The sequence below is a fragment of the Micromonospora narathiwatensis genome, from assembly GCF_900089605.1.
Lineage (GTDB): Bacteria > Actinomycetota > Actinomycetes > Mycobacteriales > Micromonosporaceae > Micromonospora > Micromonospora narathiwatensis.
The window spans coordinates 2,038,131-2,051,145 of the sequence record NZ_LT594324.1; the positions used below are offsets into that span (position 1 = coordinate 2,038,131).

Consider the following 13,015-nt stretch of genomic DNA (forward strand, 5'->3'; position numbering starts at 1 on the left):
GGCCGCTCAGCCCAGCCGTGACTTCTGCACCTTGCCCAGCGCGTTGCGCGGCAACGCGTCGAGGAAGTGGACCCGGCGGGGGCGCTTGTGGACGGCGAGCTGCCGTGCCACGAAGTCGATCAGCTCCGGCTCGCTGGCCCCGTCCGCCACCACGTACGCCGTGACCTGCTGCCCGAGCATCCGATCGGGAACGCCGACGACCGCCGCCTCGCGTACCGCCGGGTGGGCCAGGAGCGCCTCCTCCACCTCCCCGGCCCCGATCCGGTAGCCCCCGCTCTTGATCAGGTCGACGGAGGCCCGCCCCACGATCCGGTGCCGGCCGTCCGCCGCGACGGTCGCGATGTCACCGGTACGGAACCAGCCGTCGTCGGTGCGTACGGCGGTGTCGGCGTCCGGCCGGTTGAGGTAGCCGTCGAACAGGGTGGACCCGCGTACCAGCAGCTCGCCCATCCCGTTCCCGTCGGCGGGCACCGGCACGCCGTGCTCGTCGACCAGCCGGGTCTCCACCTCGGGCAGGGGCCATCCCACCGTGCCGGCCACGGGTGCCCGGTCCGCCCGGGCGCTCACGGTGATCAGCGTCTCGGTCATGCCGTACCGTTCCCGTACCCGCTGCCCGGTGAGCGCGCGGAGGCCGTCGAAAACCGCCACCGGCAGCGCCGCGCTGCCGGACACCAGCAGCCGGGCACTCCGCAACGCCCGGGCGGCGGACGGATCGGCGCAGACCCGGGACCAGACGGTCGGCACCCCGAACAGCAGGGTGCCGCCGGCGGCGGCGTACCGCTCCGGTCGGGGGCGCCCGACGTGATCGAGCCGGCCGCCCAGCCGCAGCGGGCCCAGAACGCCCAGGACCAGACCGTGGACGTGGAACAGCGGCAGCCCGTGCACCAGCAGATCGTCCGGCGTCCAGCACCAGGCGTCGGCCAGGCCGTCGAGGCAGGCCGCGATCGCCCGGCGGGACAGCAGCGCCCCCTTCGGGAGCCCGGTCGTCCCGCTGGTGTAGAGGATCAGCGCCGGCCGGTCGTCCGCCGGCTCGGGGTGGCGGCTCGCCGACCGGGCGCGTAACGACACCGGCACCACCGGCAGGTCGCCGCCGTCCGCGGCGACGCCGACCGGCGCCAGGACCGCCTCCGCGCCGGAATCCCGCAGAATGTGGTCACGCTCCATCGGCCCCGCGTCGGGGGGCACCGGCACCACGGTCACGCCCGCCAGCAGCGCCCCGACGACGCCCACCACCGTCTCCAGGGTCGCGGTCGCCACCACCGCGATCCGGTCCATCCCACGGATCCGGTCGGCCACCGCGGACGCGCTCTCCCACAGGTGTACGCCGGAGATCGACCGTCCGGCGACCCGGATCGCGTCCGGACGCTCGTCCGGAGTCTGCGACAGTGCCGTCAACAGGGCCATGGCACCCGCTCGGCCATGGGCGTCCTCCCGGCTCGGGCGCCCCGGCGGGGGCGGGCGGCTGCGGCACCCCGCCGCGACCATCGCCGTCAGCCAACCCCACCGGTACCGATGGGACAACCCCTATCTGGTGTCCACTGACGTTCACCGGGCTTCCGGCCTGCCTCACTCGTCGCCGACGGTCTCCGTCTCGCCGTCGTGCTGGAACCGGGCGGCCAGGTGCTCGTCGGGCTGCGGGGCCTGTGCCAGCGTGTGATGGGGATCCCCATCCGGGGAGAAGAGCACGTCGTCGGTCTTGCCGGTCTTCTCCTGCTCCTCTTCGGGCTCCGTCACGTCTGGCTCCTCGTCGTCGCCGTCGCCGTGCTGACCGTGGCCGGGCCGGGCGGGCCCGGCCATGCTGACCGCGGCCGGGCCGGGCGGCCCGTCGTACCCACCCTAGGCCGACGCGGGAGGCCGCCGCAGGCGTTCAGCGCCCGTCGTGCCCGTGCCGGAAGCACCGAAAAGGACCTGCCGGCGGCGGAACCTGCGGGATGGTGGGTTCGGTCGGCCTCGTCCGGCGACGGCCGGTTCGGCGGCGCCGGCGGGTGGCGCGGCCGAGGCTCCGGGACCGATCGGCCACGGCGGTAGCGGGACCGGTTGCGGAGGGGGTCGGGTGCCGACCAAGGAGATCATCCAGCGGGTCGGGGAGCTGTTGGACCTCGCCGGGGTCCTCGTCATCGCCATCGGTGTCGCCGTCGCCACGGTCGCGTTCGTGATCCGGTGGTGGCGTACGCGTCAGCTCGTCGACGCCTACCGCCCCTACCGGCAGGGCGTCGGTCGGGCCATCCTGCTCGGGCTGGAGTTCCTGGTCGGCGGGGACATCATCCGTACGGTGGCGGTCTCGCCCACCTTCGCCGGCGTCGGCGTGCTGGCGCTGATCGTGCTGGTCCGCACCTTCCTGAGCTTCTCCCTGGAGGTGGAGTTGGACGGCCGCTGGCCGTGGCAGGGGAAGGGCCCGGTGAGCGGCCGGAACGGCCGGTGACGACGCGTCCCGGCCGGGGCTGCCGGGGCGCCGGCCGTCAGATGTTGGCCGAGTCGGCCGGCACGTCGTCCGGCAGGGCGGGCGCACCGGGGGACGGCTGCTCCGGCCCGCAGGTGAGGCCGAGGGTGTACGCGGTCATCGACAGCGACCCGTACGCGTACCCGTCGACCAGCACCTCCGGACGGGCCCGGGCGGAGTCGGCCAGCCCGGCCAGGTAGAGCAGCGGGATGAAGTGGTCCGGGGTCGGTACGGCCAGTTCGTAGTCGCGGTGTCCGTCGAGCCGGGCCGCCTCGCTCGGGGTGTCCCGCATCATCTCCCGGGCCGCGTCGTCGAAGCGCCGCGCCCAGTCGAAGCCCTCGTCGGAGAGGCGGGGGTCCACCCCGCCCAGGTTGTGCACCACGTTGCCGCTGGCGACCACCAGGACGCCGCGTTCGCGCAGCGGCGCGAGCCGGGCGCCGAGGTCGAGATGGTAGTCCAGCGGCTTGAACGCGTTGATGCTCAGCTGGACCACGGGAACGTCCGCGTCGGGGAAGGCGTGGGTCAGCACCGACCAGGTGCCGTGGTCGATGCCCCACGAGTCCACGTCGGCGCCGACCCAGGTGGGATGCACCACGTCGCTGATCTCCTCGGCCAGCTCGGGCAGCCCGGGCGCGGGGTAGCGCACGTCGAACAGCTGCTGGGGGAAGCCGTAGAAGTCGTGGATGGTGGCCGGCCGGGGCATGGCGGTGACGGCGGTGGCGCCGATGTACCAGTGCGCGGAGACCACCAGGATGGCTCGTGGCCGGGGCACGGCCCGGCCGAACTCCCGCCACGCGGCGGTGTAGCGGTTGACCTCCAGGGCGTTCATCGGGTTGCCGTGCCCGATGAACGCCGCCGGCATCACGGTGTCCGTGCTCTGGTCGCTCATTTTTCCTCCGGCCGGCCGTGTTCCGAGGCTAACCCGGTGGGCGTCGCCCCGTCCGGGCGACAGCGTGACCGCGAAGCGGGGCCGGCGGTACTGAGCGGGCCGGCCGGGCACTGCGGCCCCAGATCGCGGTGGCACTCAACGTCATACGGGCTTCCGCAGATGCGAGAGTCTCCGCCCTGCGGCCCTATCTGCTGCGAGGGATCCCCGGTCTTCCAGATGGCATGTGCGGGCCGTTAGGGTGATCGGGTGACGGTGTTCCGGATCGGTGAGGCCGCCGAGCTGCTCGGAGTCAGCGCGGACACGGTCCGCCGCTGGATCGACGCGGGCCGGCTGCCGGCGACCCGTGACGAGCACGGCCACCGGGTCGTCGACGGGGTCGACCTGGCCGCGTTCGTCCGCGCCCCGGGGCACCCGGAGCTGTCGTCCGCCCGTAACCGGCTGCGCGGCATCGTCACCGCCGTCGTGAAGGACACGGTGATGGCGCAGGTCGACATCCAGGCCGGGCCGTTCCGGATCGTGTCGCTGATGAGCCGCGAAGCCGTCGACGACCTCGACCTCCAGGTCGGCTCGGTGGCCGTCGCCGTGATCAAGTCGACGACCGTCGTGGTGGAGCGCGCTCCCGCCCCGAGAGGAAGGACCAGCCCGTGACCGTACGGTGGATCCGCGCCGCCCTAGCCGGGGCGGCCGCGCTGACCCTCGCCCTGACCGGCTGCGGCGGCAGCGACGACGCGCCGGCCGACAAGAAGGGCGGCGGCCCGGTGACGGTCTTCGCCGCCGCCTCGCTCACCGAGTCGTTCACGAAGCTCGGCAAGGACTTCGAGGCCGCCCACCCCGGCACCACCGTGACCTTCAACTTCGCCGGCAGCTCCGCGCTCGCCACCCAGATCGCCCAGGGCGCCCCGGCCGACGTGTTCGCCGCGGCCTCGCCGGCCACCATGAAGACTGTCACCGATGCCGGCGACGCCGCCGGTGACCCGGTCACCCTGGTCCGCAACCAGCTGGTCATCGCCGTGGCCAGAGGCAACCCGAAGCGGGTCGGCGGGCTGGCCGACCTGGCCGGGCCCGGGCTGAAGGTGGCGCTCTGCGCCGAGCAGGTGCCCTGTGGCGCGGCGGCGAAGAAGGCCCTCGGCGCGGCCGGCGTGCAGCTCACCCCGGCCACCCTCGAACAGGACGTCAAGGGCGCGCTGGCCAAGGTGAGGCTCGGCGAGGTCGACGCCGCGCTGGTCTACCGCACCGACGTCCGCACGGCCGCCGCCGAGCTGGACGCGGTCGAGTTCCCCGAGTCCGCGCAGGCGGTCAACGACTACCCGATCGTCGTGCTGAAGCACGCCGGCAATCCGGACGGCGCGCGGGCCTTCGTCGACTACGTCCGCTCCGACGCCGGCCGGGCCGTGCTCACCGACGCTGGCTTCCAGGCTCCGCAGAACCAATGACCGCGCGCCCCCGGCAACGGGTGCCGCTGGCTCTGCTGCTTCCCGCCGGTCTCGGGCTGTTCTTCCTCGTCCTGCCGCTGCTCGGGCTGCTGGTCCGCACCCCGTGGGCCAGCCTGCCCCGACGGCTGGCCCAGCCGGGCGTGCTCACCGCGCTGCGGCTGTCGCTGGAGACGGCCACCCTCGCCACGCTGCTCTGCGTCGCCCTCGGCGTACCCCTGGCGTGGCTGCTCGCCCGGGTCGAGTTCGCCGGCCGGCGGCTGGTCCGGGCCCTGGTCATCGTGCCGCTGGTGCTGCCACCGGTGGTCGGTGGCGTGGCGCTGCTGCTGGTCTTCGGCCGGCGCGGGCTGCTCGGCTCCTGGCTGGACGCCACCTTCGGGGTGACCCTGCCGTTCACCACCGCCGGGGTGGTGCTCGCCGAGGCGTTCGTCGCCATGCCGTTCCTGGTCATCGCCGTCGAGGGCGCGCTGCGCGGCGCCGATCCCCGGTACGAGGAGGCCGCGGCCACCCTCGGCGCCGGGCGCTGGACCACCTTCACCCGCGTCACCCTGCCGCTGGTCGCCCCCGGCGTGGCCGCCGGAGCGGTGCTCTGCTGGGCCCGCGCGCTCGGCGAGTTCGGCGCGACCATCACCTTCGCCGGCAACTATCCCGGGCGGACCCAGACCATGCCGCTGGCGGTCTACCTGGCCCTGGAGACGGACCTTCAGGCGGCGATCGTGCTCAGCCTCATCCTGCTCACCGTCTCGGTCACCATCCTCGCCGGGCTGCGTGACCGCTGGGTGAGCGCCCCGTGACGGCGCGGCCCCTGCTCGACGCGCACCTGGTCGCCGACCGGGGCGCCTTTCATCTCGACGTCCGGCTCCGGATCGCCGCCGGCGAGGTGGTCGCCCTGCTCGGCCCGAACGGCGCCGGCAAGACCACCGCCCTGCGCATTCTGGCCGGGCTGCATCCGCTCGGCGCCGGGCATCTCACCCTCGACGGGGTGGACCTCGACCGGCCCGAGCGGCGGACGTGGATCCCGCCGGAGCGGCGGCCGGTGGGCGTGGTGTTCCAGGACTACCTGCTCTTCCCGCACCTGACCGCGCTCGACAACGTCGCGTTCGGGCCGCGCCGGCGGGGCGCCGATCGGCGTACCGCCCGCGATTGGGCGCAGGGCTGGCTGGACCGGGTGGGCCTGCGCGGGCAGGCCCGGCACAAGCCGCGCCAGCTCTCCGGCGGGCAGGCCCAGCGGGTCGCCCTGGCCCGGGCGCTCGCCGTCGAGCCGACCCTGCTGCTGCTCGACGAACCCCTCGCGGCGCTGGACGCCCGGACCCGGCTGGACACCCGCGCCGAACTCCAGCGGCACCTCGGCGAGCATCCCGGCGCCACCCTGCTGGTCACCCACGACCCGCTGGACGCCCTGGTGCTCGCCGACCGGCTGGTGATCGTCGAGCACGGGCGGGTGGTGCAGGAGGGCGACGCGGCCACCGTCACCGCCCGGCCCCGCACCGACTACGTGGCCCGGCTGGTCGGACTCAACCTGCACCGGGGCCGCGCCGACGGGCACACGGTCACCGTCGGTGGGCTCACCCTCACCGCAGCCGACCGGGTGCACGGGGACGCGTTCGTCGCCTTCGCGCCCGCCGCCGTGGCGTTGCACCCCACCCGCCCCGACGGCAGCCCGCGCAACGTGTGGCCGGCCAGCGTGGCCGGGGTGCAGCGGCACGGCGACAACCTGCGTGTCCAGCTCGACGGGCCGATCGCCGTCGCCGCCGACGTCACCCCCGCCGCGGCGGCTCACCTGCGGCTGCACCCCGGCCAGCCGGTCTGGGCGGCGGTGAAGGCGGCGGAGACGCGGGCGTATCCGGCCTGATCGATTCGTCGTTCGCTCGGGCCGGCGTAGGCGCGGCCCAGGTCGCCGTGGCCGGCGTGACCAACGACACATGCTCACCGCGGTTTGCCCGGGGAGAGTTGAGTTCTGCCTGGTCATCGAACCGGGGAGTGCCGACGAGAGGGGTACGGGGTGCCCGAGACGACCCGCAACTGGCCGAGCCACGACGCAGTCCTGCCGGAGGACGTGACCGATCCGCTGCTGTGGCGGATGGCGTACGACGTCGCCGTGGCGCACCAGCCCGACGCGGAGGGCCGCTGTCCCAGCCTGCTCTGCGCCGGCCAGAGCGCGCCCTGTGCGCCACTGGTCAACGCCCGGCGGGCGATGCTCCTGGCCCGTGGCGGGGCACCGGGGCCCGCGCCGATCGCCGCGCAGTGGCACTGGCGGCGCGAGGCTGCCTGACCGGCGTCGCCGCGTCCCCGGGCGGCCGGGGACGGGCGGTCAGTGACCGGTCTCCGGGCCGAAGGCGGCGAGGAAGCGGTCCCGGAAGGTGTCCATCCGCCACACCGGGGCGTGCGGTCCGGGGCGGAGCCCGTCGTGCCATCCCCAGCCCGCCACCCGGCGCAGCACCGCAGGGTCCTTCGCCACGATGGTGATCGGCACGTCCCGGCTGGCCCCCGCCCCGGTCACCGGGGCCGCCGGCTGGTGGTCGCCGAGGAAGACCAGCACCAGGTCGTCCCCGCCGTAGGTGAGCACGTACGAGACCAGGGTGCCGAGCGTGTACTCGACGGCGCCGCGGTAGTCGGCGCGGATCCGCGCGCCGTCCCGACGTACCACGTCCCGGGCGTCGGTGGCGCCGGTGGACGCCTCGTGGAAGATCGTTCCGTCGCCGACCGCGTCCCAGCGGACCGGCTTCGGGATCGGCGACCAGGGGGAGTGGCTGGAGACCAGGGGGATCTCTGCCATCAGCGGTTGGTGCGGCCGGGCCCGCTCCAGCCGCTGGAAGGTCGCGAGGGTGTACTGGTCCGGCATGGGCGCGTAGCTGAACCGCGGCCCCCGGTAGGCGAGACTCTCCGCGTCGTAGTACCGGTCCCAGCCGAAGAACCCGCCCTCGGGCCAGGGCTCGGTGGCGGCGGGCAGCATCCCGACGGTCTGCCAGCCGGCGCGGTGGAACGCGCCGTTCAGGGTGAGCCGGTCGCCGGCCAGCAGTTCGCCGTGCCGCTGGTTGTTGTCGATCCACACGCCGGAGAGCAGGGTGGCGTGGGCCAGCCAGCTGCCGCCGCCGAAGGTGGGTGAGGTGAGGAAGCCGCTGCGGGCGTCGTACCCCGCCGCACGCAGCCGGCGGTAGCCGTCGTCGAGCACCGCGTTGACGCCCGGTGCCAGCTCGGGCTTCTCGACGGCGTCCCGGCCGTAGCTCTCCACGAACGCGACCAGCACGTCCTTGCCGCGCAGCCCGGTCAGCAGCCGGTCACCGGGCACATCCCGGTACGCGTCGGCGGCCACCTCGGCGGCGAACGCGGCGCGGTCGCGCAGTCCGGCGCGTACCTGACCGGCGTGCGCCGCGACCAGGGTGCTGGCGTCCCGGCCGGCGACCGGTACGCCACCGGCGAGCCGTACGCCGGCCAGGGCGCAGCCCAGCCAGAGCACGGACAGCGCCGCGACCACCCGTACGGCGCCGGCCCGGTGCCGTACGGCGAGCCGGGTCAGCCGCAGCACCGACCCGGTCATCAGGACGGGCAGCCCGACGGCGAGGAGCAGCATCCCCGCCGCCGCGGCGACCGCGCCGGCCCGCCCGACCGAGTCGGCGACGAAGCCGAAGCCGTCGTCGACCAGCCCCCAGTCGAGCAGCACGTCGAACGGCCGGTCCCGGGCCACGAAGAGGCCCAGGTCCAGCAGCCTGAGCACGGCGAGCAGCCCGAGCGCCAGGCCGAGCAGCACCGCGACCGGACGGCGTACCCGGGCCGGGAGGACGAGCAGCAGCGCCGCGGCGATCAGCCCCTCCACCGGGATCCGCAGGAACGCGGCCGGCCCGATTCGGCCCGGCTGACCCGGTACGACGAGAGCCGCGAGCACCAGCAGCGCGGCGAGACCGGTGAGCGAGCCGGCCGCGAACCGGTGCCGCCGAGTCGGCGACGCCGGGGAGCCCACCGGCCCGGTCCCGTCCGGCGGGGTGGCCGGGGTGGTGGTGGGGGACGGTCCGGTCGGCGGGTTCCCGGCGGGCCGGCGGGGGCGGGCGAGGAGTGGCAAGTCATGTCCTTCTTGGCGGGCGGCGGTGGGCCCGGTGTCACACCGGCTGCCGTGTGGCCAGGGGTGCCGGCCGTGTGGCCAGGGGTTGTTGTCGCGCGGCCAGGGGTGCCGATCGGGGGCGGCGGGACGGGTGGACGGCCTCGACCGCCGCGACGGCGGGACGGTGCCGCCACAGCCAGACCACGTCGCGGCCGAACGACTCGACCAGCAGGGCCAGCGCGCCCGCGACCAGCGCGGTGGCCGCCACCGGGGGCAGCACCCCGCCGGCCGCGACCAGCAGCACCACGCCCTGGGTCGCCGCGACGACCTTGCGCCAGTGCCGCGCCGGCAGCGTGCCCCGCATCCAGGGCAGCAGCCGGCTCGCCGCGACGAAGGCGTACCGCATGCCGCCGATGGCCAGCACCCAGCCGCCGAGCGACGGTGCGAGGTGGACGCTGAGCAGCAGGATCAGGAACGCGTCGACCTCCATGTCGAAGCGCGCGCCCAGGGCGCTCGTCGTGCCGGTACGCCGGGCCACCCGGCCGTCGACCGCGTCCAACGCCAGCGCCACGGCGGTCAGCGGGACCAGCGCCGCCACCGGCGCCGTCCCGCCCCGGCCGGACACGACCAGGGCCAGCACCCCGCCGACCAGCAGCGCCCGGGCCAGGGTCACCCGGTCGGCCGGGCCGAGCCGGTCCGCGCCGACGGCCCGCAGGCCGTGCCGGAGCAGGCCACCGAGCGCCACGCCGTACGCCAGGCCGGCGAGCCACCCCGACACCCCGATCTCCGTCGTGCCGGCGAGCCCCGCCAACAGGACGAACTGGACGATCAGCCCGACCAGTGGGCCATTTCGAACCGTGGACACCCGGCCTCCGTGTCTATGATCGACAACCCTGTTACTCAACACGGGATAACCGGCCGTCCGGTTCGGTCCACAGTCGGAAAAGAGGAAATTCGTGACCGGCGATGCCCAGGCATTCTGGCTCCGCGCCCCCGGCGAGGGCGAGATCCGCCGGGTCGAGCTGCCGTCGCCCGGCCCCGGGGAGGTGCTGGTCCGGACCCGCTACTCCGGCGTCAGCCGGGGCACCGAGACGCTGGTCTTCACCGGCCGGGTTCCCGCCGACCAGCACGCCAGCATGCGCGCCCCGTTCCAGGAGGGCGACTTCCCGGCCCCGGTCAAGTACGGCTATCTCAGCGTCGGTGTCGTCGAGCAGGGGCCGGACCGGCTGCTCGGGCGTACGGTCTTCTGCCTGCACCCGCACCAGACCGCGTACGTGGTGCCGGCCGACGCCGTGGTGGTCGTACCCGAGAACGTGCCGGCCGCCCGGGCGGTGCTGGCCGGCACGGTGGAGACGGCGGTGAACGCGCTCTGGGACGCCGCGCCGCTGGTCGGCGACCGGGTGACCGTGGTCGGCGCCGGCATGGTCGGCTGCTGCGTCGCCGCCCTGCTCGCCCGCTTCCCCGGCGTACGCGTCCAACTCGTCGACGCGGACCCGGCGCGGGCCGCGGTGGCCGCCGCGCTCGGGGTCGGGTTCGCCGTGCCCGCCGACGCGGCCGGCGACCGGGACCTCGTGGTGCACGCCAGCGCCACCGCCGACGGGCTGCAACGCGCCCTCGACCTGCTCCGCCCCGAGCGCACCGTGCTGGAGCTGAGCTGGTACGGCGACCGTCCGGTGACGCTCGCCCTGGGCGGGGCGTTCCACTCGAAGCGGCTCGGCATCCGCAGCAGCCAGGTCGGCACCGTGTCGCCCCGGCGGGCCGACCGCGGCTACGCCGACCGGCTGGCGCTGGCCCTGGAGCTGCTCGCCGACCCGGTGTTCGACGCGCTGCTCACCGGCCCGTCCCGCTTCGCCGACCTGCCCGACGTGCTCGACCGGCTCGCCGCCGGCCGGCTGCCCGCGCTCTGCCACCTCATCACCTACGCCGAGGAGTGAATCGTGTTCAGCGTGACCGTCCGGGACCACATGATGGTCGCCCACAGCTTCCGTGGCGAGGTGTTCGGGCCGGCGCAGCGGCTGCACGGCGCCACCTTCGTCGTCGACGCCACCTTCCGCCGGCCGGAACTCGACGCCGACGGCATCGTGGTCGACATCGGCCTGGCCACCGAGCAGCTCAAGGCCGTGCTCGGCGCGCTGACCTACCGCAACCTCGACGACGAGCCGGCCTTCGCCGGGGTGAACACCACCACCGAGGTGCTGGCCCGCACGGTCGCCGACCGGCTCGCCGAGGCCGTGCACGCCGGCCGCCTCGGCGACGGCGCCCACGGCCTCGCCGGGATCACCGTCACGCTGCACGAGTCGCACGTCGCCTGGGCCAGCTACGAAAGGTCCCTGTAGCCGGATGACGCTCGTCCACGTGGTGCTGCCCGGCGACATCGACGACCCGGCCGACCCCAGCGGGGGCAACGCGTACGACCGGCGGGTCTGTCACGGCCTGGCCGCCCTCGGCTGGACCGTCCGGGAGCACCCCGTGCCCGGCGGCTGGCCGCATCCCGAGCCGGCGGCGCGGGCCGCCCTCGCCGGACTGCTCGCCGCGCTGCCCGACGCCGCGCTCGTCCTGCTCGACGGCCTGGTCGCCGCCGTGGTGCCGGAGGTGCTGGCCCCGCACGCCCGGCGGCTGCGCCTGGTGGTGCTCGTCCACCTGCCCGCCGGGGACGAGGCCGAGGCCCGGTCGCTGGCCGGGGCGGCCGGCGTGATCGCCACCAGTGAGTGGACCCGCCGCCGGCTGCTCGACCGCCATCGGCTCCCCGCCGGGCGGGTACGGGTCGCCGCGCCCGGAGCGGACCCGGCACCGGTCGCCCCCGGCTCGCCGGCCGGCACCCGGCTGCTCTGCGTCGCGGCCGTCACTCCGCTCAAGGGGCACGACGTGCTCGCCGCCGCGCTGGCCACCCTCGCCGACCTGCCCTGGACCTGCGACTGCGTCGGTCCGCTCAGTCGGGACCCGGGCTTCGTCGAGCGGCTGTGCCGGCAGCTCGCCGACACCGGCCTGGCCGACCGGGTCCGGCTGCCCGGACCATGGGCCGGGGCCGCCCGGGACGCCGCGTACGCCGCCGCCGACCTGCTGGTGCTGCCGTCCCGGCGGGAGACGTACGGGATGGTGGTAACCGAGGCCCTCGCGCGGGGCGTACCGGTGCTCGGCAGCGACACCGGCGGGCTGCCCGAGGCGCTCGGACACACCCCGGACGGCCACCGGCCCGGCCTGCTCGTGCCCGCCGACGACCCGGCGGCGCTGGCCGGCGCGCTGCGCCGCTGGCTCACCGACCCGACCCTGCGGGACCGGCTGCGCCGCGCGGCCCGGCGGCGGCGGGACACCCTCACCGGCTGGACGGTCACCGTGGACCGGCTCGCGGCGGCCCTGAAGGAGGCGGCGTCGGCTTGACCATCCAACTTCCCCCCGACTTCGCCGACTGGTTGTGGCTGCGCGAGCCCGCCGACGCGGCGGCCCGCTCGGTCGACCTGGTGGACGCGGTCCGCCGCCGGCTGCCGGCCGACCGGCCCGTGGTCGTGCACGACCTGGGCAGCGGCACCGGCTCGATGGCCCGCTGGCTCGCGCCCCGCCTGCCCGGCCCGCAGCACTGGGTGCTGCACGAGCGCGACCCCGACCTGCTGGCCCGCGCCGCCGCCGAGTGGGACACCGCCGACGGCGGGCCGGTCACCGTGGCGACCCGGGGCTCCGACATCACCCGGTTGCGGGCCGCCGACCTCGCCGACGCCCACCTGGTCACCGCGTCGGCGCTGCTGGACATGCTCACCGCCGACGAGGTCGAACGGACCGTGGCCGCCTGCGCCGGCCGCCCCACGCTCTTCGCGCTCACCGTGGTCGGCCGGGTGGAGTTCACCCCGACGGACCCGCTCGACGCGGAGCTGACCGCCGCGTTCAACGCCCACCAGCGCCGCACCGTCGACGGCCGGACCCTGCTCGGGCCGGACGCCGTGCCCGCCACCGTGGCCGCGTTCCGCCACCGGGGAGTCGACGTCCAGATCCGGTCCAGCCCCTGGCGGCTCGGCCCCGATCAGCCGGCGCTGACGGCCGAGTGGCTGGCCGGCTGGCTCGACGCGTCCGTCGAGGAACGGCCGGACTTGGCCGGCGCGGCCGGGGCGTACCGGGAGCGGCGGCTGGCGGAGGCGGCGTCCGGTCGACTGCGCGTGGTGCTGCACCACGCCGACCTGCTGGCCGGGTGAACCACCCCGCGCCGGGGCCCGTGACATCAGGGGACCGAG

At 75.5% G+C, this 13,015-nt stretch carries 15 protein-coding genes; 10 read left to right on the forward strand and 5 right to left on the reverse strand.

What is annotated here, in order from left to right:
- Positions 1-6: 6 nt before the first annotated feature.
- Entirely contained in the window at positions 7-1,404 is a 1,398-nt protein-coding gene (locus tag GA0070621_RS08860) for an acyl-CoA synthetase (RefSeq protein ID WP_091193208.1), read from the reverse strand.
- A gap of 162 nt (positions 1,405-1,566) precedes the next feature.
- Positions 1,567-1,734 (reverse strand): hypothetical protein, encoded by a 168-nt coding sequence (locus GA0070621_RS29870; RefSeq protein WP_167666728.1) that lies wholly within the window; start codon positions 1,732-1,734, stop codon positions 1,567-1,569.
- Between the two features lie 319 nt (positions 1,735-2,053).
- On the opposite strand from GA0070621_RS29870, the gene GA0070621_RS08870 reads away from it, so the two are divergent.
- On the forward strand, positions 2,054-2,422 hold the full coding sequence (locus GA0070621_RS08870) for a DUF1622 domain-containing protein (RefSeq protein WP_091193213.1): 369 nt from the start codon (positions 2,054-2,056) through the stop codon (positions 2,420-2,422).
- Positions 2,423-2,459: 37 nt separating this feature from the next.
- Here the strand turns inward: GA0070621_RS08870 and ygiD are convergent, their stop codons facing one another.
- A complete protein-coding gene (gene ygiD, locus GA0070621_RS08875; protein ID WP_231920994.1) occupies positions 2,460-3,329 on the reverse strand; it encodes a 4,5-DOPA-extradiol-dioxygenase in 870 nt (289 codons plus the stop codon).
- A gap of 246 nt (positions 3,330-3,575) precedes the next feature.
- On the opposite strand from ygiD, the gene GA0070621_RS08880 reads away from it, so the two are divergent.
- The 5 genes from GA0070621_RS08880 (at position 3,576) to GA0070621_RS08900 (ending at position 7,031) form a co-directional block, all read left to right on the forward strand.
- A complete protein-coding gene (locus GA0070621_RS08880; RefSeq protein ID WP_091193216.1) occupies positions 3,576-3,977 on the forward strand; it encodes a TOBE domain-containing protein in 402 nt (133 codons plus the stop codon).
- Complete coding sequence (gene modA, locus GA0070621_RS08885) at positions 3,974-4,762, forward strand: molybdate ABC transporter substrate-binding protein (RefSeq protein WP_091193219.1); 789 nt, start codon at positions 3,974-3,976, stop codon at positions 4,760-4,762. Before GA0070621_RS08880 ends, modA begins: the two co-directional genes overlap by 4 nt.
- Positions 4,759-5,553: an ABC transporter permease gene (locus tag GA0070621_RS08890; RefSeq protein WP_091193221.1), complete on the forward strand. Its 795-nt coding sequence runs from the start codon at positions 4,759-4,761 to the stop codon at positions 5,551-5,553. Before modA ends, GA0070621_RS08890 begins: the two co-directional genes overlap by 4 nt.
- Positions 5,550-6,611 carry an ABC transporter ATP-binding protein gene (locus GA0070621_RS08895; RefSeq protein WP_167666729.1) on the forward strand — a complete coding sequence of 354 codons (1,062 nt, stop codon included), beginning with the start codon at positions 5,550-5,552 and terminating at the stop codon, positions 6,609-6,611. Before GA0070621_RS08890 ends, GA0070621_RS08895 begins: the two co-directional genes overlap by 4 nt.
- 150 nt (positions 6,612-6,761) lie before the next feature.
- The gene (locus GA0070621_RS08900; protein ID WP_091193227.1) at positions 6,762-7,031 is read left to right on the forward strand and encodes a hypothetical protein; all 270 of its coding nucleotides are present in this window, start codon (positions 6,762-6,764) and stop codon (positions 7,029-7,031) included.
- 39 nt (positions 7,032-7,070) lie between these two features.
- Here the strand turns inward: GA0070621_RS08900 and GA0070621_RS08905 are convergent, their stop codons facing one another.
- Together GA0070621_RS08905 and GA0070621_RS08910 are read right to left on the reverse strand one after the other, a co-directional pair.
- Positions 7,071-8,816, reverse strand: a complete 1,746-nt coding sequence (locus tag GA0070621_RS08905; protein ID WP_091193229.1) for an alkaline phosphatase family protein — start codon at positions 8,814-8,816, stop codon at positions 7,071-7,073.
- A gap of 37 nt (positions 8,817-8,853) precedes the next feature.
- Positions 8,854-9,660, reverse strand: a complete 807-nt coding sequence (locus GA0070621_RS08910) for a CDP-alcohol phosphatidyltransferase family protein (protein WP_091193232.1) — start codon at positions 9,658-9,660, stop codon at positions 8,854-8,856.
- A 91-nt stretch (positions 9,661-9,751) separates the two neighbouring features.
- Between GA0070621_RS08910 and GA0070621_RS08915 the strand changes: the two genes are divergently transcribed.
- Genes GA0070621_RS08915 through GA0070621_RS08930 form a run of 4 tightly spaced genes read left to right on the forward strand, consistent with a single transcriptional unit; the run spans position 9,752 to position 12,976 of the window.
- Positions 9,752-10,729 carry a zinc-dependent alcohol dehydrogenase gene (locus GA0070621_RS08915; RefSeq protein WP_091193236.1) on the forward strand — a complete coding sequence of 326 codons (978 nt, stop codon included), beginning with the start codon at positions 9,752-9,754 and terminating at the stop codon, positions 10,727-10,729.
- 3 nt (positions 10,730-10,732) lie between these two features.
- Entirely contained in the window at positions 10,733-11,131 is a 399-nt protein-coding gene (locus GA0070621_RS08920; RefSeq protein WP_091193239.1) for a 6-pyruvoyl trahydropterin synthase family protein, read from the forward strand.
- Between the two features lie 4 nt (positions 11,132-11,135).
- Entirely contained in the window at positions 11,136-12,173 is a 1,038-nt protein-coding gene (locus tag GA0070621_RS08925; RefSeq protein ID WP_091193241.1) for a glycosyltransferase family 4 protein, read from the forward strand.
- Positions 12,170-12,976 (forward strand): class I SAM-dependent methyltransferase, encoded by an 807-nt coding sequence (locus GA0070621_RS08930; RefSeq protein WP_091193243.1) that lies wholly within the window; start codon positions 12,170-12,172, stop codon positions 12,974-12,976. The genes GA0070621_RS08925 and GA0070621_RS08930 overlap by 4 nt, the downstream gene beginning before the upstream one ends.
- The last annotated feature ends 39 nt before the right edge of the window (positions 12,977-13,015 follow it).

Excerpts from the sequence above, each read along its gene's own strand:
- GA0070621_RS08860 (WP_091193208.1), bottom strand. The coding sequence starts at position 1,404 with ATGGCCCTGTTGACGGCACTGTCGCAGACTCCGGACGAGCGTCCGGAC.
- ygiD (WP_231920994.1), bottom strand. The coding sequence starts at position 3,329 with ATGAGCGACCAGAGCACGGACACCGTGATGCCGGCGGCGTTCATCGGG.
- GA0070621_RS08890 (WP_091193221.1), top strand. The coding sequence starts at position 4,759 with ATGACCGCGCGCCCCCGGCAACGGGTGCCGCTGGCTCTGCTGCTTCCC.
- GA0070621_RS08925 (WP_091193241.1), top strand. The coding sequence starts at position 11,136 with ATGACGCTCGTCCACGTGGTGCTGCCCGGCGACATCGACGACCCGGCC.